Here is a 21,514-nt window from a genome sequence, read left to right on the forward strand (position 1 = left end):
CAAAGTTTTCCTTCAAATCGCCTTCGCCCATCTGGCTGAAACCGATCCGGTCTGATAGCTCGCTCGGCATTGCCGCTTTCTGGACGTTTTCTCCTTGTCCCCCACCGCTTCTTCCCCGCAGGCGCGCCTTGCGCTCATCGCTCTCCTGATCGGGGGAGCCGCCATCGGCGGTTCGCCGATCTTCGTGCGCTTTTCGGAAGTCGGGCCGATGGCGACGGCCTTCTGGCGCGTCGCGCTTGCGCTCCTACCGTTCTTCATCGCCTCGCGGGCGGTCGCACAGGGCGACGAACGGCCGTCGGGGCTGCGCGACCATATCGTCCTGCTCCTGCCCGGCGTCTTCCTTGCCGCCGACCTTGCGGCCTGGCACCTCTCGCTGCACATGACCTCGGTCGCCAATGCGACGCTGCTTGCCAACCTTGCGCCCGTCTTCGTGACGCTCGGCTCCTGGCTGCTCTTCCGCACGCGCATCACGCCGGTCTTTCTTGCGGGACTGGCGCTCGCGCTTGTCGGCGTCATCGTCCTGAAGGGCGGGCCGGCGGCGATCGGCGGCGGGCAGCTGGCGGGCGATGCGACGGCCGTTGTCGCAGCGATCTTCTACGCCTTCTACATGCTCTCGCTCGGCCATGTGCGCGCGCGCTTCTCGACGCTGCGCATCATGGTCTGGACGACCTTCTCCGCGATGATCTGTATCCTGCCGGTCGCCTTCTTCGTTGAAGGCAACATGGTGCCTGTGACGCTCTTCGGCTGGGCCATGGTGCTCGGCCTTGCCCTTATCAGCCATGTCGGCGGCCAGGGCCTCGTCACCTTCGCACTCGCCTACCTGCCGACGGCCTTCTCCTCGCTGACGCTGCTTCTCCAGCCGGTCGTCGCCGCCATCCTTGCCTGGATCCTGCTTGCCGAGCCGGTCGGCCTGATGCAGGGGATCGGCGGCGCGATCGTGCTTGTCGGCATCCTCGTCGCCCGGCGCGGCTGATCGCCGTCAGTGATTGTGCCGCGGCGGGGTCTTTGCGATCTGCCGGAAATCGGCGGCGCCCTCGATGACGGCACCGTCCGCAAGCTGGGTGACGGTCTGGCGGTACAGCCGCTGCCAGGGGGTGGCATCCGCCGGTACCGGCGGAATGCCATCGGCCTTGCGCCTTTCGATCTCGTCGTCGTCGACCAGCATGTCGCATCGCCCCTTTTCGAGGTCGATGCGGATCGTGTCGCCGGTGCGCAGCCAGGCAAGGCCGCCGCCGGCCGCGCTTTCCGGCGAAGCGTTGAGGATCGAGGGACTGTCCGCCGTGCCGGATTGCCGTCCGTCACCGATGGTCGGCAGGCTGGTGATGCCGCGCTTGAGGAGATGATCCGGCGGCTGCATGTTCACCACCTCCGCCGAGCCCGGCCAGCCGAGCGGCCCCGCGCCGCGGATGACGAGGATGGTGCGCTCGTCGATGCCGAGCGACGGGTCGTTGATGCGCCGGTGATAATCCTCCGAGCCGTCGAAGACGACCGCCCGCCCCTCGAAGACGCCCTCGCGGCCCGGCTCGCTCAGATAGCGCTGGCGGAACTCCTCGGAGATCACCGAGGTCTTCATAATGGCGAAATCGAAGAGATTGCCGCTGAGCGCAAGGAAGCCCGCCCGCTCCTTCAGCGGCGCGCCATAGGGGCGAATGACGTCGCGGTCGCTGGCTTGCCTGCCTTGAAGGTTTTCCGCCATGCTGCGCCCCGTCACGGTGGGACAGGATCCGTCCAGCTTCCCGGCGTCGAGCAGTTCGCGCATGATGGCCGGCACGCCGCCTGCCCGGTGGAAGCGCTCGCCGAGGAAGCGGCCGGCCGGCTGCACGTCGGCAAGCAGCGGGATATCGTAGCCGTGGAGCTGCCAGTCCTCCGGCGTTAGTTCCGCCCCTGCGTGCTTTGCCATGGCCATCAGGTGCGGCTGGGCGTTGGTCGAGCCGCCGATGGCGGAATTGACTCGGATGGCGTTGAGGAAGGCCTGCCGCGTCAGGATATGCGAGGGGCGGATATCCCCCAGCACCAGTTCCACCGCGCGCCGCCCGGTGCGGTAGGCCATCTGGCCGCGCTCGCGATAGGCCGCGGGAATGGCCGCGCAGCCGGTCAGCGACATGCCGAGCGCCTCGGCGAGCGCATTCATGGTCGAGGCCGTGCCCATCGTGTTGCAATGGCCGATCGAGGGCGCGGAATCCATTGCCGCCTGCAGGAACTCGGCTTCGTCGATGGCGCCGGCGGAAAGCTTGCGGCGCGAGCGCCAGATGACAGTACCCGAGCCGACGAGCTCGCCGTCGTTCCAGCCGTCGAGCATCGGCCCGCCGGAAAGCACGATGGCGGGAATGTCGACGGTGGCGGCGGCCATCAGCGCGGAAGGCGTGGTCTTGTCGCAGCCCGTGGTCAGCACCACGCCGTCGAGCGGATAGCCGTAGAGGATCTCGACGAGGCCCAGATAGGCAAGGTTGCGGTCGAGGGCGGCGGTCGGCCGCTTGCAATTCTCGAAGATCGGATGGGTCGGGAATTCGATGGGGATGCCGCCCGCATCGCGGATGCCGTCACGCACGCGCTTGGCGAGCTCTATGTGGTGGCGATTGCAGGGCGTCAGGTCGCTGCCGCTCTGCGCGATGCCGATCACCGGCTTGCCGGCGCGCAACTCCTCGGGCGTGATGCCGTAGTTCATGAAGCGCTCGAGGTAGAGCGCGGCCATGTCGATATGGTCGCGGTTGTCGAACCAGTCCTGTGATCGCAGCCGGCGTCCGGCGGTCTTTTCATTCGTCATCGGGAAGCCTCGTGAATGGACGCCCAGTGTTTCACCCCAGCCCGGAAGGATCAACCGGCGCTTTCCTGATGAAGCCATCAAAATTGCTGACTGGATCGCTTGGCGGGAATATGTCACAGGGCTGCGGATCGAAGAGCCGAGTGCGCCATGTCCGACATCGCCGTTTCCCAACCCCATGCTTCCGGTTCCGCGCGCCTCGGCGTGCTGTTGATGCTGCTCGGCATGCTGATGTTCTCGCTGAACGACGTGCTCGGCAAATGGTTGGTCTCGACCTATTCGGTCGGCCAGCTCATGCTCATCCGCAGCATCGCCGCGCTGATGGTGCTGGCGCCGTTCTTCTGGCGCATGGGCTGGCGGCGCCTCGTTGATGTCGACCGGCCGAGGCTGCATCTCCTGCGCTCGGCGCTCTTCGCCTTCGAGGCCTCCGGCTTCTACTTCGCCGTCGCCTACATGCCGCTCGCCGACGCCATGACCTACTGGCTCGCCGCGCCGATCTACGTCGCCGCGCTCTCGCCGTTCCTGCTCGGGGAAAAGGTCGGCTGGCGCCGCTGGAGCGCCATCGTCGTCGGCTTCGTCGGTGTGCTCATCGCCTTGTCGCCGTCGAAGGACACATTCACGCTGCCCGCGCTCATCGCGCTTGCGGGAAGCCTTGCCTTCGGCCTTGCCATGGTGCTGGGCCGCACGTTGCGCGCGGCGCCCGATACCACGCTCGTCTTCTGGCAGGTGGCGGGCGCGGCCATTTTTTCCGGCGTCTGGTGCCTTGCCGATCCCGCCGGCTGGACGCCCGTGCGGCCCGTCGATTTCGGGCTTCTCGGCCTCCTCGGCATCGTGGCGATGAGCGCGCACATGCTGGTCAACCGCTCGCTGAAGCTCGCGGATGCGGCAACCGTCGTGCCGCTGCAATATACGATGCTACTCTGGGCGGTGATCTTCGGCTGGATCTTCTTCGGCGATGCGCCACGTTCCGCCATGCTCGTCGGTGCCGGCTTCATCGTCGCCTCCGGTCTCTTCATCTTCTTCCGCGAGCAGCAGTTGAAGCGTCGAAACTAGAAGGTCGGCGGCGTGTTAATCCAGATCAGCACGGTCTCGCCGTCGTGGCGGTTGCGCCAGGCGTGGCGGCGGGCGCTTTCGAAATAGAGGCTGTCGCCGGGGCCAAGGTCGTGGAACTCGTGCCCGTCCAGCACGATCTCGACCTGCCCGGACAGCACATGCACGAATTCCTCGCCCTCGTGCCGGTAGGCGCCGTCCGAGGAGGCGCCGGGGGCGAGCACGAAGCGGTGGCAATCCATCATGTTGCGCCCGTCGGCCAGCACCTGCACGGTGACGCCCGGCGAGGTTTCCGGCCAGAGCTTCCATTCTCCCGCGCGCACCACGGAGCGCTCTGCCGTTTCCTCCTCGCCCGAAAGCTTCGAGACCGTCGTGCCGTAATAGTCGGCAAGGTCGTGCAGCACGCGAAAGGTGACGCCCTGTGAGGTGCGCTCGAAAGTGGAGAGGACGGAGGTGGCAATGCCGATGTCGCCGGCTACCTGCTCCAGCGTCCTGCCGGCGGCATGGCGCAGGCTCCGGAGCTTGCGTCCGATGCCCTGCGGCGCGTCGCCGTCCGCCGAAGCGGTTTCGCCGGCCGGATCCTCCGCCTCCAGCGCCTCGCGGATGGCGGCGGGGTTGAGGCCGCGCTCGGTGCGATACCAGGCGATGCGCTTCAGCCGCGCGACGTCCTCGGCGCTGTACTGGCGATGGCCTGTCTGCGAGCGGCCCGGCACGACGAGGCCCTGCGTTTCCCACAGCCGCAGCGTCGAGGCCGAGACGCCGGCGAGCCGCGCGGCCTCCGCTACCTTGTAATGAACGGGTTCGTTCGCACCCATCATGCCAAATCCCCGATTCTGTCGTATCGTCCGCTTATAGCACCTCTTGCAGAGTGCGCCGGGATATCGAAAATCGCCGTTGCATTCTTGCAGAAAAAATGTAGGAATTCCACTTGAGACTTGCAGAAAAAATGCAAGTTATTCGATAGAGCCCTCCAGATCCAGGATAGCGCCATGACCGCAACGCCTCTGACAGACCGCAAGAACGCCGCGATTTCCCGCGGTGTCGGCATGACCACGCAGATCTACGCCGACCGGGCGGAGAATGCGGAAATCTGGGACAAGGAGGGCAATCGCTACATCGATTTCGCCGCCGGCATCGCCGTGGTCAACACCGGCCACCGCCATCCGCGCGTCATCGAGGCCGTCAAGAACCAGCTCGACCGCTTCACGCACACCTGCCACCAGGTCGTGCCCTACGAGAACTATGTCGAACTCGCCGAGCGGCTGAACGCCATTACTCCCGGCAACTTCGCCAAGAAGACGATCTTCGTCACGACGGGCGCGGAAGCCGTCGAGAACGCCGTGAAGATCGCCCGCGCGGCCACGGGCCGGCAGGCCGTCATCGCCTTTTCCGGCGGCTTCCACGGCCGTACCTTCATGGGTATGGCGCTGACCGGCAAGGTCGTGCCCTACAAGGTCGGCTTCGGCGCGATGCCGGGCGACGTCTTCCACGCGCCCTTCCCGGTCGAGATGCACGGCACGACGGTCGAGCAGTCGCTCGCCGTCCTCAAGAAGCTCTTCGCCGCCGATGTCGACCCGAACCGGGTTGCCGCGATCATCGTCGAGCCGGTGCAGGGTGAAGGCGGCTTCTATCCGGTGCCGGTTCCCTTCATGAAGGCGCTGCGCGAGATCTGCGACCAGCACGGCATCCTTCTCATCGCCGACGAGGTGCAGACCGGCTTTGCCCGCACCGGCAAGCTCTTCGCGATGGAGCACTACGGCATCGCCGCCGACATCATGACCATGGCCAAGGGCCTCGGCGGGGGCTTCCCGATCGCCGCCGTCACCGGCCGCGCGGAGATCATGGACGCGCCCGGCCCGGGCGGCCTCGGCGGCACCTATGCCGGCAGCCCGATCGGCGTTGCAGCGGCCCATGCGGTTCTTGACGTCATCAAGGATGAGGACCTGTGTAACCGCGCGGAAAATCTTGGCGCGCGCCTCAAGCAGCGCCTTGCCTCGCTCCGCGACAAGGTTCCGGAGATCGTCGACATCCGCGGTCCGGGCTTCATGAACGCCGTCGAGTTCAACGACGTTACGACGAAGCAGCCGAGCGCCGATTTCGCCAACAAGGTGCGCCTCAAGGCCCTCGAAAAGGGCCTGATCCTGCTCACCTGCGGCGTCCACGGCAACGTCATCCGCTTCCTCGCGCCGATCACCATCCAGGACGAGGTCTTCGCCGAAGCGCTCGATATCCTCGAAGCGGCGATGGTCGAAGCCCGCGCGGCCTGATCGATAGCTGAACCCCATCCTTCAAGGGCAACACCCGGAGCATCGCTCCGGGTGAACGCTCTTTCCTGTCCGAAAGGAACGAAACATGGCCTTCTACGATGCCCTTACCCGGCACCTGAACTCGACCGATTTCCTGCGCGATGCAGGCTATGTCAACGGCAACTGGATCGGCGGCAACGGTGCGGCGACCTTCGACGTCTTCAACCCCGCGACGGGCGAGAAGCTCGCGACGCTGCCCGAGATGGGCGCAAGCGAGACGGCGGCCGCCATCGATGCCGCCCATAGCGCGCAGGTCCTGTGGGCCGCCCGCCCGGCCAAGGACCGCAGCGCGCTCCTGCGCAAGTGGAACGACCTGATCGTCGCCAACGCCGACGAACTGGCCGCGATCCTCACCGCCGAGATGGGCAAACCCCTGCCCGAGGCGCGCGGCGAGATTCTCTACGCGGCGTCCTACGTCGAGTGGTATGCGGAAGAGGCCAAGCGCATCAACGGCGAGACGATCCCCGCCCCGTCCGCCGACAGGCGTATGCTCGTCATCAAGCAGCCGGTCGGCGTCGTCGGCACCATCACGCCGTGGAACTTCCCGGCCGCGATGATCGCACGCAAGGTCGCTCCGGCGCTCGCCGTCGGCTGCACGGTCGTCTCCAAGCCCGCCGAGCAGACGCCGCTCTCGGCCATCGCCCTTGCCATTCTCGCCGAGAAGGCGGGCATTCCGGCGGGCGTCTTCAACATCATCCTCGGTACAGACGGCCCGGCCATCGGCAAGGAACTCTGCTACAATCCGAAGGTGCGGAAGATCTCGTTCACCGGCTCGACGGAGGTCGGTCGCATCCTGATGCGCCAGTGCTCCGACCAGATCAAGAAGGTGAGCCTGGAGCTCGGCGGCAACGCGCCCTTCATCGTCTTCGACGACGCGGACCTCGACGCCGCCGTGGAAGGCGCCATGGCCTCCAAGTACCGCAATGCTGGCCAGACCTGCGTGTGCGCCAACCGGCTCTATGTGCAGTCCAACGTCTATGACGCCTTCGCCGAGAAGCTGGCGAAGAAGGTCGCCGAGCTTTCCGTCGGTGACGGCTTCGACAAGGGCACGACCATCGGTCCGCTGATCGAGGAAGCAGCCATCGACAAGGTCGAGACCCATATCGCCGATGCTCTCTCCAAGGGCGCGAGCGTGGTCGCCGGCGGCAAGCGTATTACCGGCAAGGGCACCTTCTTCGAGCCGACCGTTCTGAAGGGCGTCACGCGCGATATGACGGTTGCACGCGAAGAGACCTTCGGCCCCGTCGCTCCGCTCTTCCGCTTCGACACGGTCGAGGACGTGATCGCGCAGGCCAACGACACGGAATTCGGCCTTGCCGCCTATTTCTTTGCCGGCGACCTCAAGAAGGTTTGGAAGGTGGCGGAAGCCCTGGAATACGGCATGGTCGGCGTCAACACCGGCCTCATCTCCTCCGAGGCCGCCCCCTTCGGCGGCATCAAGCAATCCGGCCTCGGCCGCGAAGGCTCCGCCCACGGCGCGGACGACTACCTGGAGATGAAGTACATCTGCATGGGCGATGTGGCCTGAGGATACAGCCGCTCCGTTCTCAGCGTCATCCTCGGGCTCGACCCGAGGATCCACCGACGCACCAGTGGCGTGGATGGTCGGGTCAAGCCCGACCATGACGGAGGAGAGGTTGGTGGACTTCGTCAGTCTTCATATAGGCTGTCAATGAAGGCCTTGTCGGCGGCAAGGCCGGTGGGCGGGTACTTTCGATTGAGCTCCTGCACCATCGCCAACGCTTTTTCAATCAGAGTTGGTTCATTGTCGACCGGTTCGGGCGTCCGTGGCGGCTTCTGTTCTTCGATTTTGGATGGCATGACGCACCTCCCTTCGAGATGTTATCCTGCGGCCTTTCGAACATCAAAGCTTACGCCGCCTTCACCGTTTCCGGATGGGCCGCCTGGAAGGCCGGTAGCGCGCGGCAGGTTCCCGTGATGCGGCGCACGCGGTCGAGGCCGGAGAGGTCGACGCCCCAGCGTTCGGCGTTGTAGACCTGCGGGACAAGGCAGAAGTCGGCCATGGTGGGGGTGTCGCCGTGGCAGAAGATGCCGGTGGCCGGGTCGTCGAGCAGGTGCTCGACGGCGGCAAGGCCTTCGCCGATGAACTTCTTCATCCAGCCGACGCGGACCTCCTCCCCTCCCCCGGTGATCTCCAGGACATGGGCGGCGACGCCGGAGTTGCAGACGGCGTGGATTTCCATGGCGATGGCGTAGGAGAGCGTGCGCACGCGCTGCCGGCCGAGCGGATCGGCGGGCAGGAAACGCGCCTCGGCGCGCGTTTCTGCAAGATATTCGATGATCGCCAGCGACTGCGTCAGCATGTGCCCGTCGATCAGGAGCGCCGGCACCAGCCCCTGCGGGTTGCGGGCGCGGTGCTCCGGGGCGCGCTGCTCCCCGGCGAGGAGGTCGACGGCCTCGCGGGCATAGGAAAGGCCGAGGCTTTCGAGTGCGATGCGCAGGCGGTAGCTTGCCGACGAGCGCCAGTAATCGAAGAGCACGATGTCGCCGCTCATCGTTCAGCCTTTCTCGGCGCGCTGCACGGTCTGCTCGATCGCGCCGAAGATGGAATGGCCGGCCTTGTCCTTCATCTCGATGCGCACGGTGTCGCCGAATTTCAGGAAGGGCGTCTTCGGTGCGCCGGTGGCGATGGTCTCGATGGTGCGGATCTCGGCGATGCAGGAATAGCCGGCCCCGCCCTCCGAAACCGGCTTGCCGGGTCCGCCGTCCAGCTTGTTGGAGACCGTGCCGGAGCCGATGATCGAGCCGGCGACGAGGGGACGGGTCTTTGCCGCATGGGCGACGAGCTGGCCGAAATCGAAAGTCATGTCGACGCCCGCATCGGCGCGCCCGAAGGGCTTGCCGTTGAGCGAGACGAGGAGAGGCAGATGCAGCTTGCCGCCGTCCCAGGCCTCTCCCAGTTCGTCCGGCGTCACCGCGACGGGCGAGAAGGCGGAGGAGGGTTTCGACTGGAAGAAGCCGAAGCCCTTGGCAAGCTCGCCCGGGATGAGACCGCGCAGCGAGACGTCGTTGACGAGCATGACGAGCTTGATCGCCGCGCGGGCCTCCTCGACGCTCGCGCCCATCGGCACGTCGTCGACGACGACGGCGACCTCGCCCTCCATGTCGATGCCAAAGGCCTCGTCCGCCGCAAGGACTGGTTCGCGCGGCCCGAGGAAGCTGTCGGAGCCGCCCTGGTACATCAGCGGGTCGGACCAGAAGCTCTCCGGCATCTCGGCGTTGCGGGCCTTGCGGACGAGCTCGACGTGGTTGACATAGGCCGACCCGTCCGCCCACTGGTAGGCGCGCGGCAGCGGCGAGGCGGCGTGGTGCTCGTGGAAGCGGACCGTCGGCTGCGAGCCGGTCTCCAGCCCCTCGGCCACGCGCTCCAGCCGCGGGGCGACATGGGCCCAGTCATCGAGTGCGGCCTGCAGCGTGCGGGCGATATGCCCGACCTCCGAGCAGCGCGTCAGGTCGCGCGAGACAACGACCAGACGGCCGTCGCGGGTGGAATCCTTCAGTGTCGCAAGTTTCATGCCCTACTCCCGATCTTGTTTCCGGCCGCAAGATGGTGTCATCTGCCGGCCGCCTGTCTCCACCCTCATGCGAGGAAATCCCGCTTGAACCCAACGGTCCGAAATTCCCTGCTGGTCGTCGCCGGCTTTGTCGCCGTGACGGCCATCATCCTTTATACGATGGGTCAGCCGCCCATCTGCAAGTGCGGATATGTCAAACTCTGGCACGGCGTCGTCGTTTCCTCGGAAAATTCGCAGCATATCTCCGACTGGTACACGCCGAGCCACATCATCCACGGCATCCTGTTCTTCGGCCTCTTCTTCCTTCTCCTGCCGAAAGCGAGCGTGACGGTGCGTCTTGCGCTGGCGCTCGTCGTGGAATGCGGCTGGGAAATCCTCGAAAACACCGACATGGTCATCAACCGCTATCGCGAATCGACGATCTCGCTCGACTATTTCGGCGACAGCGTCATCAATTCGAGCGCGGATATCCTGGCGATGGTGATCGGCTTCTTCCTCGCTTCGCGCCTTCCCGTCTGGGCGAGCGTCGTGCTCATCGTCTTCTTCGAGGCGCTGACCACCTGGCTCATCCGCGACGGGTTGACGCTCAACATCCTGATGCTCGTCTGGCCCATGGAGGCAGTGAAGGCCTGGCAGGGCGGCTAGTCTCACTTGATGCCCGGCGTGCCGTCGAACTTGCGTTCCAGCCCGTCCCAGCATTCGAGATAGTCGTCCTGCAGCGTCTCCAGCTCGGCGGCGAATTTCGTGAGCTGCTGGGGAAAGCGCGTCTCGAACATGAAGGCCATGGTGTGGTCGAGCTTCACGGGCTTCAACTCGCCGTTGGAAGCCTTCTCGAAGCCCGGCGCATCCGGGCCGTGCGGCAACATCATGTTGTGCAGGCTCATGCCGCCGGGCACGAAGCCCTCCTCCTTGGCGTCGTACTGGCCGTGGATGAGGCCCATGAACTCGCTCATGATGTTGCGATGATACCAGGGCGGGCGGAACGTATGCTCTGCCACCAGCCAGCGCGGCGGAAAAATGACGAAGTCGACATTGGCGGTGCCCGCTTCTTCGGTCGGCGCCGTCAGCACCGTGAAGATCGACGGGTCGGGATGGTCGAAGAGGATCGCGCCAACGGGCGAATAGGTGCGAAGATCGTATTTGAACGGCGCGTAATTGCCGTGCCACGCGACGACGTCGAGCGGCGAATGGCCGATCTCCGTGACGTAGAACTTGCCACACCATTTGACGTGCACCCGGCAGGGCGTTTCCTTGTCCTCGTAGGCGGCGACGGGCGTCTTGAAATCGCGCGGATTGGCAAGGCAGTTCGCGCCGATCGGCCCGCGGTCCGGCAGGGTGAATTTCGCGCCGTAGTTCTCGCAGATATAGCCGCGCCAGGTGTCGCCCTCGCCGATGCGCGAGACCTTGAACATCATGCCGCGCGGGATGAGGCAGATTTCCAGCGGCTCTACGTCCATGATGCCCATTTCGGTGAAGACGCGGATGGCGCCGAGCTGCGGCACGACGAGCAGCTCGCCGTCGGCGTCGAAGAAATAGTCGTCCGTCATGTCGGCGTTGAACGTGTAGGCGTGCGCGGCCATGCCGACCTGGGTGAGCACGTCGCCCGCCGTCGTCATCGTGCGGATGCCTTCGAGGAAGTTGAGGCTTTCCGCCGGCGCAGGCAGCGGGTTCCAGCGGAGCTGCCCGAGCGGCAGGGAATGGTCGTCGAGGCAGGGCGCGGTCTTCCAGTGCGGATAGCTGGCGTTCGAGAAGCGCCGCGTGTGGCGTACGCTGGGGCGGATGCGGTAGAGCCAGGAACGCTCGTTGGTGCCGCGCGGGGCGGTGAAGGGCGAGCCGGAAAGCTGCTCGGCATAGAGGCCGTATTCGCATTTCTGCGGGCTGTTCTGGCCCTGCGGCAGGGCGCCGGGCAGGGATTCCGTCTCGAAGTCGTTGCCGAAGCCCGGCATGTATTTCAGGCTGTTGGCGCTCTCCGTCGCACGATCCGGCATGGCTTGCCCTCCTCTGCAAGGCTGTCTATCGTCAGATGGTTGCAGGTGTAACTGTCGATTTTGTAACCATCAAGGCGACCATGGATTTCCGGCTTGAGACCTTCCTGCCCTATCGGCTCAACCAGGCGGCCGAACGGGTCAGCCAGCGCTTTGCCGCGCAATACCGCGCGCGCTACCGCATGACGCGGCCGGAATGGCGCACGCTCGCCGCGCTCGGCACCTACGGCCGCATGACGGCGACGGAGATCGGCGTCAATTCCAGCATGCACAAGACGAAGGTGTCGCGCGCGGTTCGGGCGCTGGAGGATAAGCGCTGGCTGAAGCGCAGCGAGAATGCGGACGACCGCCGCATCGAGCACCTGGTACTGACCGCGGCCGGCCGGCGCATCTACGACGAGATGATCGAACTTGCCCGGGCCTATGAGGCGGAACTGGCGCGCCTTCTGGGCGAGGACGACCTTGCCCGGCTTGAGGCGGGCCTTGCCGCCATCGAATCCGGATTGCCGTCGGCGGCCGCACGGCGCAGGCCCCGCGACTGAGAATGCATTACGCTTTCGGCTCCCTCCGCGTCTTTACCATCGCGTCAACCTCGACATAACGCGCTTCCACAAGCTCTGTCTTGAACCGATGCTTTCGGTGAGATCGCGGTTCTCCAACGCTGGGAGCGCGCCGGGCCAACGCCGATAGTGACAATAACTACGTTTACGCTTTGGACCTGTGATCACAATAGCGCAAGGCACCCTTAATGGGGCACGCCTCTTCGGGAAATCAGGGGAACACGGCGATAGCGGCCGTCCCACGCCTTGCCGGGATCGAGCATGTTGCGTTATGCGGGCCGCGATTTTCCCTGATTTGACCGTCAAGGCACTGCCTCTCGCCGCAGGGTAACGCCCAATTTTCCTTTCCTGATCTTCGTATTGACGCTGTGGATACAAAGACTCATATTCCGGTCATGGCAAAAACTCGTGTAGCTCATTCTGAGTCTGTTCGTTCCGCTGCTGTCACGGCACGCGCCTCTGTGGCCGACGCCAAGGGCAGCATCAATTTGCGGATCGAGACCGGCACCCGGCAACTCATCGACGATGCGGCAGCGGTGTTGGGCAAGACGCGCACCGAGTTCATGATTGAAAGCGCTCGACGCCAGGCGGTGGATGTGCTGCTCGACCAGCGGCTGTTCACGCTCGATCCGAGCGCTACGACGCCTTCATGCATGCGCTCGACAATCCGCCCGCGCCGGGTCCTAAGCTCAAGGCCCTGCTTCGCCGGACGCCAGCATGGCAGAAATAGCCGAAGTGCCGGACGATCCCGCACGTCGGCTTTCTGCCCCTGTTCCCCTCACTTCCGCACACGATCTTTCGGGGTTTGATTGTGGCGAGCCGGTTCTGAATGACTGGCTGCGTCATCGGGCCTTGAAGAACGAAAGCCGCTTCTCGCGCGCCTATGTCGTTTGCGAGGACAATCGGGTGGTCGGCTTTTTCTGCGTTTCGGCTGGATCGGTCGAGCGTGGGGCTGCTCCCGGCAAGGTGCGGCGCAATGCGCCCGATGTGATTCCGGTGTCGGTGATCGGGCGGTTGGCGGTCAGCCTTGACCATGCGGGCAAGGGACTCGGTGCGGACCTGTTGTCAGACGCGCTGCGCCGGATCGCGCAGGCTTCGCAAAGCATCGGCATCGGGGCGGTTCTGGTCCAGGCGAAGGACGATGCAGCCAAGCGCTTCTATCTGCGCTGTGCGGAGGTCATTGAATATCCGGAAGACAGTCGGACGCTGTTCCTGCCTATCGAAACAGTGGTGGCGGGGTTCGGTTAGTCACAAACGAAAGGGCGAAGTGATGACTACACGGTTCGGTGCGGGCCCGGCTTGACCACGCGGCGGTGGCCAGAGTTCTTTTGCTCATCGAGAGGGGGCCGATGAAAGAAAGCCTTGCTTTCCGCGCGCAGAACCGATCGCACGATACTCGCTCTTGCCAAACATTTCTCGAAACAGGTGCTCGGACCGTGCAATGCCTTCGTCGGTTAATATGACCGATTTGGCATTGCCCACTGGATTGTCGATGTGACCCTTCGCGGGAAGGCGGTTCATCGAATCCCAATCGAAGCCTTTCCAGGCCCTGCCGTCCCTGTCGAGCGTCAGGAACAGCAGCGCGAAAATGGCATCGTCGATCTTTTCTTTGCCAAATTCCATGCCTTGATACCCGCAAGCTGCGCATGAGAAGCGCGTCGATGATGTCGCTGCCCCCACGCGAGAAGCCAGCGGCATCATTGCTGCTTTTCGCGTCGGCTTCTTTTTATAGGGTCATGGAGGGCTATTGAGTAGGTACAGTTCTCATCGCTATCTCGCATGGCCCGCCATTGTGAACCTTGGGCTACAAGGTTTTTCCGTGATCTGCTGAGGTTGCCTAATCTTAGTTGCTGGTGTCGGAAGTGGCTAGGGCCACACTCGAGGCACGTCCTCTTACATTGAGAGCCCGGATCACATCGGCCCCCAACTGTTGGGTGTTCTTTGATCCGCCCTTCGAATTGAAAAGATCCACGCCGACCTCAGCCGCAATCGATCGTAGCAAGCCCTTAACGACTATCGGCTGCTCTTCGCCATGCCGGAAGATCCGAATGGCGCCGCTTTCATATCTAACAATTTCCAGGTCAGAGTAAGGAGCCTTGTCTATTACATCCAAAGATTGAACAGTTCGTGCTTCGCGAGTTCCCCGGCTTATGGGATAGACAAGCCTGCCGCCCTGCTCGCGCATCAGCTCCAGTGCGTCTGTTGCCGATGTATCCAAAAGTTCTTCGACCGATACGCCTTTATCATCGTCAACATTAACGCGAAGAATCATCACTCGGTCTACATGATGAAAAGTGCTTAAGTTGAACCCAACATGCGTCGAAGACGTGATGGTCTTGACGGAGATCCGCTCATTTGAGGCGGAAACGACGTCATAACCACGCTGGTTCGTATCCAGTGCCATCTGCCCACGGGTAATCATCGCGGCGTATAGCTCACCTATCCTGCCAGTGAGGTGGTTCAGCTCGCCTGGGCTTACCCCCCAACTGAGTTCCTTTTCAAACCAGGACAGGGCTTCGGCTAGCGACTGGATGATCTGAACTTGCGTGAGCGTCGGACGGTCTAGTGTCACGGATTTCTCTCAATCAAGGCTAATGATTCTGGCTGGTGAGAAGGTTTCAAGTTTCTTCAGACCACTGATCATATTTTACCGAACAGCGGTGTTCCGATCGCACCTTTCAGCCAGCACTCTCGTTTAGCCTTGATGTATGTGAACGCGATGCACAGTGCTTCGTCTACACAGGCCAATCGACAGGCGAGCGGCGTTTTTGCTGACTGATGCGGACGTCGTGAAAGATCGCCACCCGGCAAATCGACATTGTCGAACAGCGCAGTCTGAGGATCGATAACACCCATTGTGAAAGCTGATGGATCTGCCTCAGCTCCGCTCAGGAAGCGCCCTGAGAAAGCTACACTGTTTCCATCTGCTCGTCCGGCACTCGACTTCAAAAAGCAGTTCGGTCCCTTCCTGAGCCTTGGATTCGTATTGAAGGTGAACGCCTTGCACTGGCCGTCCATGACCAGGCAGCTCTTTGCGCATGACGCAGCATCGTCGACTCGGATGGAAGAGATGTCGTCACCGAATAGATCCAAGCCGGTGTAGATCGCTACACGGTTTGGCCTCTTGGTGAATTCTTCGATTGGTGAGAGTGCTGTATCTTGAGGTAGGCCGGCCTGAAGAGAGTCGGCTGTTGGCTGATCAGAAGTTCCCTTTTGATTGCCGGACGATCCACTTGCATCGGCAGGTTGGGTCGCCGTCAGGGTCTTCTGACGAGATGCGGCCAATTCGTCTGATTGTTGGCTTGCGGTTCGGTTCAATCCGTAGCGTTTAATCTCGTCCTGGCTGAATATATGCATGTCGTCAGGCGGCGTCTTGAACATGACCTGCATCACGTCCATCGGCGTATCGAAGCGATTCAGAACTTCGATGATGTCCGAGATCGCTAGCTGCGCGCCGACGAGATCAGGTGAATCCGAAGATATCTGATGAACGCCGAGCTCTCCGTCGACCTTCCGCTCGTTTCCTGCCAGGAAGGCGAAGGAGCATGCTGAATAGCATTTACTTTCTTTGGGAATATACGTTGCGAGCTTTCGCTGATGGATATCGTCGGCAATCAACAGCCCCATCTGCACGTTCCCACCGGGGCTATTAAGCGTGATCAGCTTGGCGTCCGGAGCAGCCTGGAGAGCGCGTCGGAAGTTCAGCGCTGATCCGGCATCAATCAAGCCGTTCAATGATATGAGGTCTGGTCTTGCGCTATCGACGGCGAAAGGGCCGAACGTCTGGACCTCTCCAAACGCTTTCTCAGTCGCGCTTGCGACAAGCGTTATAGCGAAAACGCTCGCGACGACGGAACGAATTATCTCACGCATACCTAGCCCCTCAGCTCTTCCATGAAACTATAATCTGCGCTTGCTGACAATGATGGTGAGCACCTCCTGTCGAGAGCAGTTAACGTCTTCGTGCCGGGATAATCCTTGGCTCCCCTCCAGGGGCATCCTACGCGTGATCGACAGCAACAAGCCGTTGGAGATCACGATGGCAACGATCCGCAAGCTCAGAGGACGCTGGCAAGCCCAGGTGCGTCGGCGCGGCATGAAGCCTCGGTGCAAGTCCTTCGACAGCAAGCTAGAAGCAGAGAAGTGGGCACGCGAGCTTGAGACCCAGGTCGATCGCTTCGGTGCCGCTCCAAACACGCGGATCCTCGAAACTACCACCCTCGGCGAACTACTGGAGCGCTATCAGCGCGAGGTTTCGCCAACGAAACGCGGTGCCATCCAGGAGATCCAGCGGATCGACGTGCTACGTCGTCGTGAGCTTGCCTATGCACGAATGTCCGCAGCCTCGTCTGCGTCGGCCGTATCGAAGTCAATCAACGAAATGCCACCGGAAGCAATGAGCAGAGCAATCTTCTCCTCGTTGTCGTGTCGACGCTCGCTTGCTGCAGCACCATACATCAACTCGTGATAGGCAATGACCGACAGCCCCAGTGGAGTCTCTGCCTTGCGCGCCTCGTCAAAGCGCTCACGGAGCTGGCGCGGTCGCCCGTTCAGGAGCGCTATCGCGACGTTAGTATCGAGATGGATCATCAGTCGAACATGGCCCGATCAGCCGGCATGGAAGGCTGCTCGCGCCCCTCGGGCAATGAAAGGTGTGTCGCCCAGCTTGTCGATTGCTGCCCAAGGCATAGTGTCGTCGTCGAGTGGTTCGAGGATCACACGATTGCCGACGCGATAGATCAGTCGCACCGTGTCAGCGTGGAGCGGGTCGATTTCCAGCTTCTTCTTGTCTTGGCTCCCCGCTGCTCGGCGGCGACGGTGCGATAGCCGATAGGAGGAAACGAGCCATTCCAGAAGCCTTGCCGGGCGCTCTCCTTCAAGGCCCGCATGACGTGCTTGGCGTTTTCCTTGGACTGGTATTCATCGAACAGCGCCATGATCTGCCGCATCATGACGTGCATGGGGTCATCCCCATCCCTTGTGTGATCGAAGCCAGCTTCACGCCGTTCTTTGCCAGCTTACGGACGTAGAACTCCAACTCGAAGTGATCGCGGAAGAAGCGGCTGAACGAATGGACCACCACCACGTCGAAGGGGGCGGGCTTTGATGTTCCCGCTTCGATCATGCGCTGGAACTCGGGGCGGCGGTCGTTGGTCGCCGATGCGCTGGGTTCGATATAGGTCTCGACCAGTTGCAGGTTGCGGGCCTCGCAATAGGCTTCGCCCTGCCGCTTCTGATTGGGGATGGAAACGTCATGCTCGGCTTGCCGCGCCGTCGAGACACGCAGGTAAAGGGCGGCGCGTAGCGGCACGGTGGAAGCGATCATGTCGGGTCTCCTTGTGCGGCGGCCTCGTCGGGTGATAACACGGCGATACCGAATGGCAGGAAATGCTTCGTGTTGCGGGTGACGATGACGAGTTCATGCGCTGCGGCGGTCCCGGCAATCACGGCGTCCGCCATGCCGGGGTCGTGACCGGCGGCAAGCGCCTTTGCTTCCAGCCGCCCGCCGATTGCGGCGGCCTGCGCATCGAAGCCAATGATCTTGTCATCGTATGCGGAGACAAGGCCGCTGAGCCATGCTTTCAGGCTCGCGGCTTTTACTGTTGCCCCTTTGTGGTCGAGGAGCGCGATTCCCTTCTCGATCTCATGAATGGATACGACCGACAGAAATAGCCGTCCATCGGCATCCATGCGGTCCAACCAGTTGAGGAAGTAAGCGGATGCTTCCGACTTCGACGGTGCCAGCATGGAGACGACATTGGTGTCGAGAAGGAAGCCGCTCAAAGCTCGACATCCCGCGATGGTTTGCGGTTGCGCGGGAACTCTCCGCCGGGGAACGTCCTGAGATAGCTGACAAGGCCCGCCCGTTTGCGATCAAGCGCTTTGCGCGCGATCTCAGCCGCCTCGACCGAAACCAGGGCCGCAACGGGCTTGCCATGACGGGTGATGGTCACGATCTCTCCCTTGACGGCTTCATCGACCAGGCCGGAAAATCCAGCCTTGGCGTCTCTGAGATTGATGGTCAGCATGTTGCGCCTCCATATGTAGCCATATGTGACCACATATAGTCCATTGAAGGACGAATCTCAACGCTGATTTTCAATGTCTGGATCATCCGGTGTCCGGGCCGAATAGTTGATCGAATAGGTCGCCGAACCATCGCTCGAACACCTCGATCTCGGCTTCCGCGACCGGAACGGGGTCGGGCCAGTCGTCGGTGACGGTCCATGTGCTGAGGTCGTGCTTTGGCGGCCTGCAGGGGAACGGCCACGGATATCCGTGCGACACGCACGGGCCTCCACTGTGCCGCCTCAGGAGGCAGCACCCAGGCGCTCTCATGCGATTGCTATGTCCAGATAAGAGACCGATTTTGCTTATGCCATCCTTTATTCAAGCCGATGCTTGCGCTTACGCCCCTCGGCCCCGCCCCTGAGCAGCACGCCATGGGGAACGATGACGGCTAGCTGCTCGTCCAGAGCGGTAGCTGTATTTCGCTCGCCGCGCGATCGGAACACAACGTCGCCTGCGCGCACAAAGTAGGGCGAGCATGACGTTTCCAATCCCGACTAGAAGCGACAGGATGAGGCCTATTGCGCGTCGCGCGGCCTGCCACTGGCCGGGACCTTCATGGCGGGACCGACAGGAGGTCGTAACCTAACCTTCATCCGACGCTCGCGGAGGCCAAAAACGTCCTGGCGCGGCAGATCGCGCGGCACCGCCGACGCGGCTATGTCGAGGCATGAGGAAACCCGCCGTTTTCCCCAGTTGATTCGGAGATGCCGATAGGCAGGCCGGCGTCAATGGATTAATCTCTCCAAATTACTGATGGGCCAGCGCTTTCGCGCTCGGCGCGTAACCATTATTGCCTTGCTCCCCGGTCAGAATCAGTTTCTAAATGCGTTTTAAACCGCAAAATGGGTTTGAAATCGCACTTTGAGATTCTTGGCATGAATATGGCTACAACGTTCGGGCAGGCAATTTCCGAGGTCGATCAACTGATCATCGGCCAGGCGCACGAACTTTCCGACAAGCTGAAGCAGCATCGGCTGGAGATGTTTCCGCCGGTCGCACAGAAGAGCCTGCGCCAGTTCCAGCTCAGCGAGGCGGCGCGGTTCCTCGGTGTCACCAGCGGGTATCTGCGCAACCTGTCGCTGGAATCCAAGGGGCCCCTGCCGCAGGTGACGCCGTCCGGCCGCCGCTCCTATACGGCCGATCAGTTGCAGGAGATGCGCGCCTATCTCGAGCAGAACAGCCGCGGCCAGCGCTACGTGCCGCGCAGGCGCAATGGCGAGCATCTGCAGGTCATCGCGGTCGTCAACTTCAAGGGCGGTTCCGGCAAGACGACGACGACGGCGCATCTGGCGCAGCACCTGGCGCTCACCGGCCACCGGGTGCTCGCCGTCGACCTCGACCCGCAGGCAAGCCTTTCGGCGATCCACGGCTTCCAGCCGGAATTCGACGTCGACGAGAACGAGACGCTCTACGGCGCGATCCGCTACGACGACCAGCGCCGTCCGCTGAAGGAGATTATCCGCAAGACGAATTTCCCCGGCCTCGACATCGTGCCCGGCAATCTCGAACTGATGGAGTTCGAGCACGACACGCCGCGCATCCTGGCGCAGGGCAACAGCGGCGATTACGGCCGCATCTTCTTCGCGCGGCTTGACGAGGCCCTGTCCTCGGTCGCCGACGACTACGACGTCGTGGTGATCGACTGCCCGCCGCAGCTCGGCTTCCTGACGATGAGCGCCATCTGTGGCGCGACGGCGGCGCTGATCACCGTGCATCCGCAGATGCTCGACGTCATGTCCATGTGCCAGTTCCTGCAGATGCTCGGCGAGGTGCTGAACACGCTGAAAAGCGCGGGCGGCAACATGAACCTCGACTGGTTGCGCTATCTCGTTACCCGCTACGACCCGGCCGACGGGCCGCAGACGCAGATGGTCGCCTTCATGCGCTCGCTCTTCAAGCAGCATGTGCTGACCAACCCGATGGTCCGCAGCGTCGCCATCGCCGATGCAGCGCTCACCAACCAGACGCTTTACGAGGTCGAGCGCAGTCAGTTTACCCGCGCCACCTATGACCGGGCGCTGGAATCCATGGAGGCGGTCAATACGGAGATCGTCGAGCTCATTCACAAGGCATGGGGGCGTTGATCATGGCGCGCAAGAACGTTCTTTCAAACCTGATGGCACCGGCGGAGAAGTTGACGCCGGTAAACCCCGTCGAAGAGCACCGGCAGCATGTGACCTACAAGGGCATCGGCGCGCTCGGCGCGGTGACCCGCAGCATCGATGCGCTTGCCGCCAAGGCGGATGCAGCCAAGGAGATCGAGGCGAAGCTGACGGCCGGCGAGGTGGTCATCGAGCTGGAGGCCGACCAGATCGAGGATTCCTTCATCTCGGACCGCCTCGCCCATTCCGACCAGCAGTTCCAGGAGCTCGTCGAGGCGATGCGCGTGCGCGGGCAGGATTCGCCGATCCTCGTTCGCCCGCATCCCACCAGGCAGGGCATCTACCAGATCGCCTTCGGCCATCGCCGCGCCAAGGCGGCGCGCCTGCTCGGCCGGCCCGTCCGAGCCGTGGTAAGGGCGCTTTCCGACCGTGACCACGTCATCGCGCAGGGCCAGGAGAACAGCGCCCGCGCCGATCTCTCCTTCCTTGAACGCGCGACCTTCGCCGGGGAACTGGAGGCGCGCGGCTTCGACCGCGAGACGATCATGGCGGCGCTGAGCGCCGACAAGACCACCGTTTCCAAGATGCTTTCCGTGGTGAACCGCATTCCGAAGGCGGTGCGCGCGGGCATCGGGCCGGCGCTCGCCATCGGCCGCGACCGCTGGCACGAGCTGGCGACACGCTTCGACGAACCGGCCAACGAGGACCGCGCCGTCGAATTCCTCGCCCGTGATCGCGTCAAGGCGCGTTCGCCGGAAGAGCGGTTCAACCTCGTCAGCAGTTTCCTCTCGAAGAGCGACGTGCCGATGGCCGTCCGCCGGCCTGTCGTGCCCGCCATATGGGAGCGCAGGAACGTGAAGGCCAGCATCAAGGCCAATGGCCGCCAGTACACGATTGCGCTGAAGGCGTCGGAAGCGGCCTCCTTCGGCGCCTACATCACCCGCAACCTTGACCGCCTCTACGAGGCGTACAGGGCGGAAAGCAAAGACAAATCAGGAGATTGATCCGCAAAAGAAAAAGGCCCCCTCAACGTTACCGTCGCGGAAGCCCTTCTCATCGTTTAGCAGCTTGAGAATCGCACTTCCCCGAATCGCAGTCAAGCCTTTTCGGCACCGGTTCCGGTGATGGGGTCTCTTTTGCCT

The 21,514-nt window shown here is 62.9% G+C and carries 20 protein-coding genes and 4 pseudogenes; 11 read left to right on the forward strand and 13 right to left on the reverse strand.

All coding sequences use genetic code 11. The features are described 5' to 3' along the window. The first annotated feature begins 94 nt into the window (after positions 1-94). Entirely contained in the window at positions 95-973 is an 879-nt protein-coding gene (locus ACZ5TO_RS21620) for a DMT family transporter (protein ID WP_464800639.1), read from the forward strand. A 6-nt stretch (positions 974-979) separates the two neighbouring features. Here ACZ5TO_RS21620 and ACZ5TO_RS21625 read toward each other — a convergent pair whose 3' ends face one another. Next, positions 980-2,764, reverse strand: a complete 1,785-nt coding sequence (locus ACZ5TO_RS21625; protein WP_464800640.1) for an IlvD/Edd family dehydratase — start codon at positions 2,762-2,764, stop codon at positions 980-982. A gap of 147 nt (positions 2,765-2,911) precedes the next feature. On the opposite strand from ACZ5TO_RS21625, the gene ACZ5TO_RS21630 reads away from it, so the two are divergent. After that, positions 2,912-3,814 (forward strand): DMT family transporter, encoded by a 903-nt coding sequence (locus ACZ5TO_RS21630; protein WP_464800641.1) that lies wholly within the window; start codon positions 2,912-2,914, stop codon positions 3,812-3,814. Here ACZ5TO_RS21630 and ACZ5TO_RS21635 read toward each other — a convergent pair. After that, positions 3,811-4,626, reverse strand: a complete 816-nt coding sequence (locus ACZ5TO_RS21635; RefSeq protein ID WP_184141308.1) for a MerR family transcriptional regulator — start codon at positions 4,624-4,626, stop codon at positions 3,811-3,813. The genes ACZ5TO_RS21630 and ACZ5TO_RS21635 overlap by 4 nt on opposite strands. A 174-nt stretch (positions 4,627-4,800) precedes the next feature. Between ACZ5TO_RS21635 and ACZ5TO_RS21640 the strand changes: the two genes are divergently transcribed. Together ACZ5TO_RS21640 and ACZ5TO_RS21645 are read left to right on the forward strand one after the other, a co-directional pair. Beyond that, positions 4,801-6,078, forward strand: a complete 1,278-nt coding sequence (locus tag ACZ5TO_RS21640) for a 4-aminobutyrate--2-oxoglutarate transaminase (RefSeq protein WP_464800642.1) — start codon at positions 4,801-4,803, stop codon at positions 6,076-6,078. Positions 6,079-6,163: 85 nt separating this feature from the next. After that, on the forward strand, positions 6,164-7,645 hold the full coding sequence (locus tag ACZ5TO_RS21645) for an NAD-dependent succinate-semialdehyde dehydrogenase (RefSeq protein ID WP_464800643.1): 1,482 nt from the start codon (positions 6,164-6,166) through the stop codon (positions 7,643-7,645). A 122-nt stretch (positions 7,646-7,767) separates the two neighbouring features. Here ACZ5TO_RS21645 and ACZ5TO_RS21650 read toward each other — a convergent pair whose 3' ends face one another. The 3 genes from ACZ5TO_RS21650 to ACZ5TO_RS21660 are packed head-to-tail and all read right to left on the reverse strand — an operon-like array spanning position 7,768 to position 9,653. Continuing rightward, positions 7,768-7,938 carry a hypothetical protein gene (locus ACZ5TO_RS21650; protein WP_464800644.1) on the reverse strand — a complete coding sequence of 57 codons (171 nt, stop codon included), beginning with the start codon at positions 7,936-7,938 and terminating at the stop codon, positions 7,768-7,770. Between the two features lie 50 nt (positions 7,939-7,988). Further along, complete coding sequence (gene maiA / locus ACZ5TO_RS21655) at positions 7,989-8,633, reverse strand: maleylacetoacetate isomerase (protein ID WP_464800645.1); 645 nt, start codon at positions 8,631-8,633, stop codon at positions 7,989-7,991. 3 nt (positions 8,634-8,636) lie between these two features. Then, complete coding sequence (locus ACZ5TO_RS21660) at positions 8,637-9,653, reverse strand: fumarylacetoacetate hydrolase family protein (RefSeq protein ID WP_464800646.1); 1,017 nt, start codon at positions 9,651-9,653, stop codon at positions 8,637-8,639. Between the two features lie 84 nt (positions 9,654-9,737). Here ACZ5TO_RS21660 and ACZ5TO_RS21665 point away from each other — a divergent pair, with 84 nt between their 5' ends. Next, entirely contained in the window at positions 9,738-10,298 is a 561-nt protein-coding gene (locus tag ACZ5TO_RS21665; RefSeq protein WP_464800647.1) for a DUF2585 domain-containing protein, read from the forward strand. A 2-nt stretch (positions 10,299-10,300) separates the two neighbouring features. On the opposite strand, the gene hmgA is transcribed toward ACZ5TO_RS21665, so the two are convergent. Continuing rightward, a complete protein-coding gene (gene hmgA / locus ACZ5TO_RS21670; protein WP_464800648.1) occupies positions 10,301-11,641 on the reverse strand; it encodes a homogentisate 1,2-dioxygenase in 1,341 nt (446 codons plus the stop codon). A gap of 80 nt (positions 11,642-11,721) precedes the next feature. On the opposite strand from hmgA, the gene ACZ5TO_RS21675 reads away from it, so the two are divergent. From ACZ5TO_RS21675 to ACZ5TO_RS21685, 3 genes and pseudogenes are all read left to right on the forward strand, one after another. Beyond that, complete coding sequence (locus ACZ5TO_RS21675; RefSeq protein WP_464800649.1) at positions 11,722-12,180, forward strand: MarR family winged helix-turn-helix transcriptional regulator; 459 nt, start codon at positions 11,722-11,724, stop codon at positions 12,178-12,180. 413 nt (positions 12,181-12,593) lie between these two features. Further along, a pseudogene (locus ACZ5TO_RS21680) lies at positions 12,594-12,928 on the forward strand (type II toxin-antitoxin system TacA family antitoxin). Next, positions 12,916-13,446 carry a GNAT family N-acetyltransferase gene (locus tag ACZ5TO_RS21685; RefSeq protein WP_464800650.1) on the forward strand — a complete coding sequence of 177 codons (531 nt, stop codon included), beginning with the start codon at positions 12,916-12,918 and terminating at the stop codon, positions 13,444-13,446. The pseudogene ACZ5TO_RS21680 and the gene ACZ5TO_RS21685 overlap by 13 nt, the downstream one beginning before the upstream one ends. 159 nt (positions 13,447-13,605) lie before the next feature. On the opposite strand, the pseudogene ACZ5TO_RS21690 reads toward ACZ5TO_RS21685, so the two are convergent. From ACZ5TO_RS21690 to ACZ5TO_RS21700, 3 genes and pseudogenes are all read right to left on the reverse strand, one after another. After that, a pseudogene (locus tag ACZ5TO_RS21690) lies at positions 13,606-13,821 on the reverse strand (DUF6429 family protein); the annotation flags it as partial. Between the two features lie 220 nt (positions 13,822-14,041). Next, positions 14,042-14,770, reverse strand: a complete 729-nt coding sequence (locus tag ACZ5TO_RS21695; protein WP_464800651.1) for a DUF6998 domain-containing protein — start codon at positions 14,768-14,770, stop codon at positions 14,042-14,044. A 68-nt stretch (positions 14,771-14,838) separates the two neighbouring features. After that, complete coding sequence (locus tag ACZ5TO_RS21700; RefSeq protein ID WP_464800652.1) at positions 14,839-16,071, reverse strand: PAN domain-containing protein; 1,233 nt, start codon at positions 16,069-16,071, stop codon at positions 14,839-14,841. A 166-nt stretch (positions 16,072-16,237) separates the two neighbouring features. Here ACZ5TO_RS21700 and ACZ5TO_RS21705 point away from each other — a divergent pair. Beyond that, positions 16,238-16,529 (forward strand): annotated as a pseudogene (locus ACZ5TO_RS21705) (site-specific integrase); the annotation flags it as partial. Here ACZ5TO_RS21705 and ACZ5TO_RS21710 read toward each other — a convergent pair. From ACZ5TO_RS21710 to ACZ5TO_RS21725, 4 genes and pseudogenes are all read right to left on the reverse strand, one after another. Further along, positions 16,522-16,788, reverse strand: coding sequence for a PIN domain-containing protein (locus ACZ5TO_RS21710; RefSeq protein WP_464800653.1), 267 nt, complete (start codon positions 16,786-16,788; stop codon positions 16,522-16,524). The pseudogene ACZ5TO_RS21705 and the gene ACZ5TO_RS21710 overlap by 8 nt on opposite strands. Positions 16,789-16,926: 138 nt before the next feature. Beyond that, positions 16,927-17,524, reverse strand: a pseudogene (locus tag ACZ5TO_RS21715) (recombinase family protein); the annotation flags it as partial. After that, entirely contained in the window at positions 17,521-17,982 is a 462-nt protein-coding gene (locus ACZ5TO_RS21720; RefSeq protein WP_464800654.1) for a PIN domain-containing protein, read from the reverse strand. The pseudogene ACZ5TO_RS21715 and the gene ACZ5TO_RS21720, both read right to left, overlap by 4 nt. Beyond that, positions 17,979-18,227 (reverse strand): type II toxin-antitoxin system Phd/YefM family antitoxin, encoded by a 249-nt coding sequence (locus tag ACZ5TO_RS21725; protein WP_464800655.1) that lies wholly within the window; start codon positions 18,225-18,227, stop codon positions 17,979-17,981. The genes ACZ5TO_RS21720 and ACZ5TO_RS21725 overlap by 4 nt, the downstream gene beginning before the upstream one ends. Before the next feature lie 918 nt (positions 18,228-19,145). On the opposite strand from ACZ5TO_RS21725, the gene repA reads away from it, so the two are divergent. Together repA and repB are read left to right on the forward strand one after the other, a co-directional pair. Beyond that, the gene (gene repA / locus ACZ5TO_RS21730) at positions 19,146-20,354 is read left to right on the forward strand and encodes a plasmid partitioning protein RepA (RefSeq protein ID WP_464800656.1); all 1,209 of its coding nucleotides are present in this window, start codon (positions 19,146-19,148) and stop codon (positions 20,352-20,354) included. A gap of 2 nt (positions 20,355-20,356) precedes the next feature. After that, positions 20,357-21,376, forward strand: a complete 1,020-nt coding sequence (repB, locus tag ACZ5TO_RS21735; protein ID WP_464800657.1) for a plasmid partitioning protein RepB — start codon at positions 20,357-20,359, stop codon at positions 21,374-21,376. The last annotated feature ends 138 nt before the right edge of the window (positions 21,377-21,514 follow it).

This window comes from Shinella sp. Sh6 (assembly GCF_055392685.1).

Excerpts from the sequence above, each read along its gene's own strand:
- ACZ5TO_RS21640 (WP_464800642.1), top strand. The coding sequence starts at position 4,801 with ATGACCGCAACGCCTCTGACAGACCGCAAGAACGCCGCGATTTCCCGC.
- ACZ5TO_RS21645 (WP_464800643.1), top strand. The coding sequence starts at position 6,164 with ATGGCCTTCTACGATGCCCTTACCCGGCACCTGAACTCGACCGATTTC.
- ACZ5TO_RS21675 (WP_464800649.1), top strand. The coding sequence starts at position 11,722 with ATGGATTTCCGGCTTGAGACCTTCCTGCCCTATCGGCTCAACCAGGCG.
- ACZ5TO_RS21685 (WP_464800650.1), top strand. The coding sequence starts at position 12,916 with ATGGCAGAAATAGCCGAAGTGCCGGACGATCCCGCACGTCGGCTTTCT.
- ACZ5TO_RS21630 (WP_464800641.1), top strand. The coding sequence starts at position 2,912 with ATGTCCGACATCGCCGTTTCCCAACCCCATGCTTCCGGTTCCGCGCGC.
- repB (WP_464800657.1), top strand. The coding sequence starts at position 20,357 with ATGGCGCGCAAGAACGTTCTTTCAAACCTGATGGCACCGGCGGAGAAG.
- ACZ5TO_RS21700 (WP_464800652.1), bottom strand. The coding sequence starts at position 16,071 with ATGCGTGAGATAATTCGTTCCGTCGTCGCGAGCGTTTTCGCTATAACG.
- ACZ5TO_RS21650 (WP_464800644.1), bottom strand. The coding sequence starts at position 7,938 with ATGCCATCCAAAATCGAAGAACAGAAGCCGCCACGGACGCCCGAACCG.
- maiA (WP_464800645.1), bottom strand. The coding sequence starts at position 8,633 with ATGAGCGGCGACATCGTGCTCTTCGATTACTGGCGCTCGTCGGCAAGC.
- hmgA (WP_464800648.1), bottom strand. The coding sequence starts at position 11,641 with ATGCCGGATCGTGCGACGGAGAGCGCCAACAGCCTGAAATACATGCCG.
- repA (WP_464800656.1), top strand. The coding sequence starts at position 19,146 with ATGAATATGGCTACAACGTTCGGGCAGGCAATTTCCGAGGTCGATCAA.
- ACZ5TO_RS21625 (WP_464800640.1), bottom strand. The coding sequence starts at position 2,764 with ATGACGAATGAAAAGACCGCCGGACGCCGGCTGCGATCACAGGACTGG.
- ACZ5TO_RS21660 (WP_464800646.1), bottom strand. The coding sequence starts at position 9,653 with ATGAAACTTGCGACACTGAAGGATTCCACCCGCGACGGCCGTCTGGTC.
- ACZ5TO_RS21635 (WP_184141308.1), bottom strand. The coding sequence starts at position 4,626 with ATGGGTGCGAACGAACCCGTTCATTACAAGGTAGCGGAGGCCGCGCGG.
- ACZ5TO_RS21710 (WP_464800653.1), bottom strand. The coding sequence starts at position 16,788 with ATGATCCATCTCGATACTAACGTCGCGATAGCGCTCCTGAACGGGCGA.
- ACZ5TO_RS21725 (WP_464800655.1), bottom strand. The coding sequence starts at position 18,227 with ATGCTGACCATCAATCTCAGAGACGCCAAGGCTGGATTTTCCGGCCTG.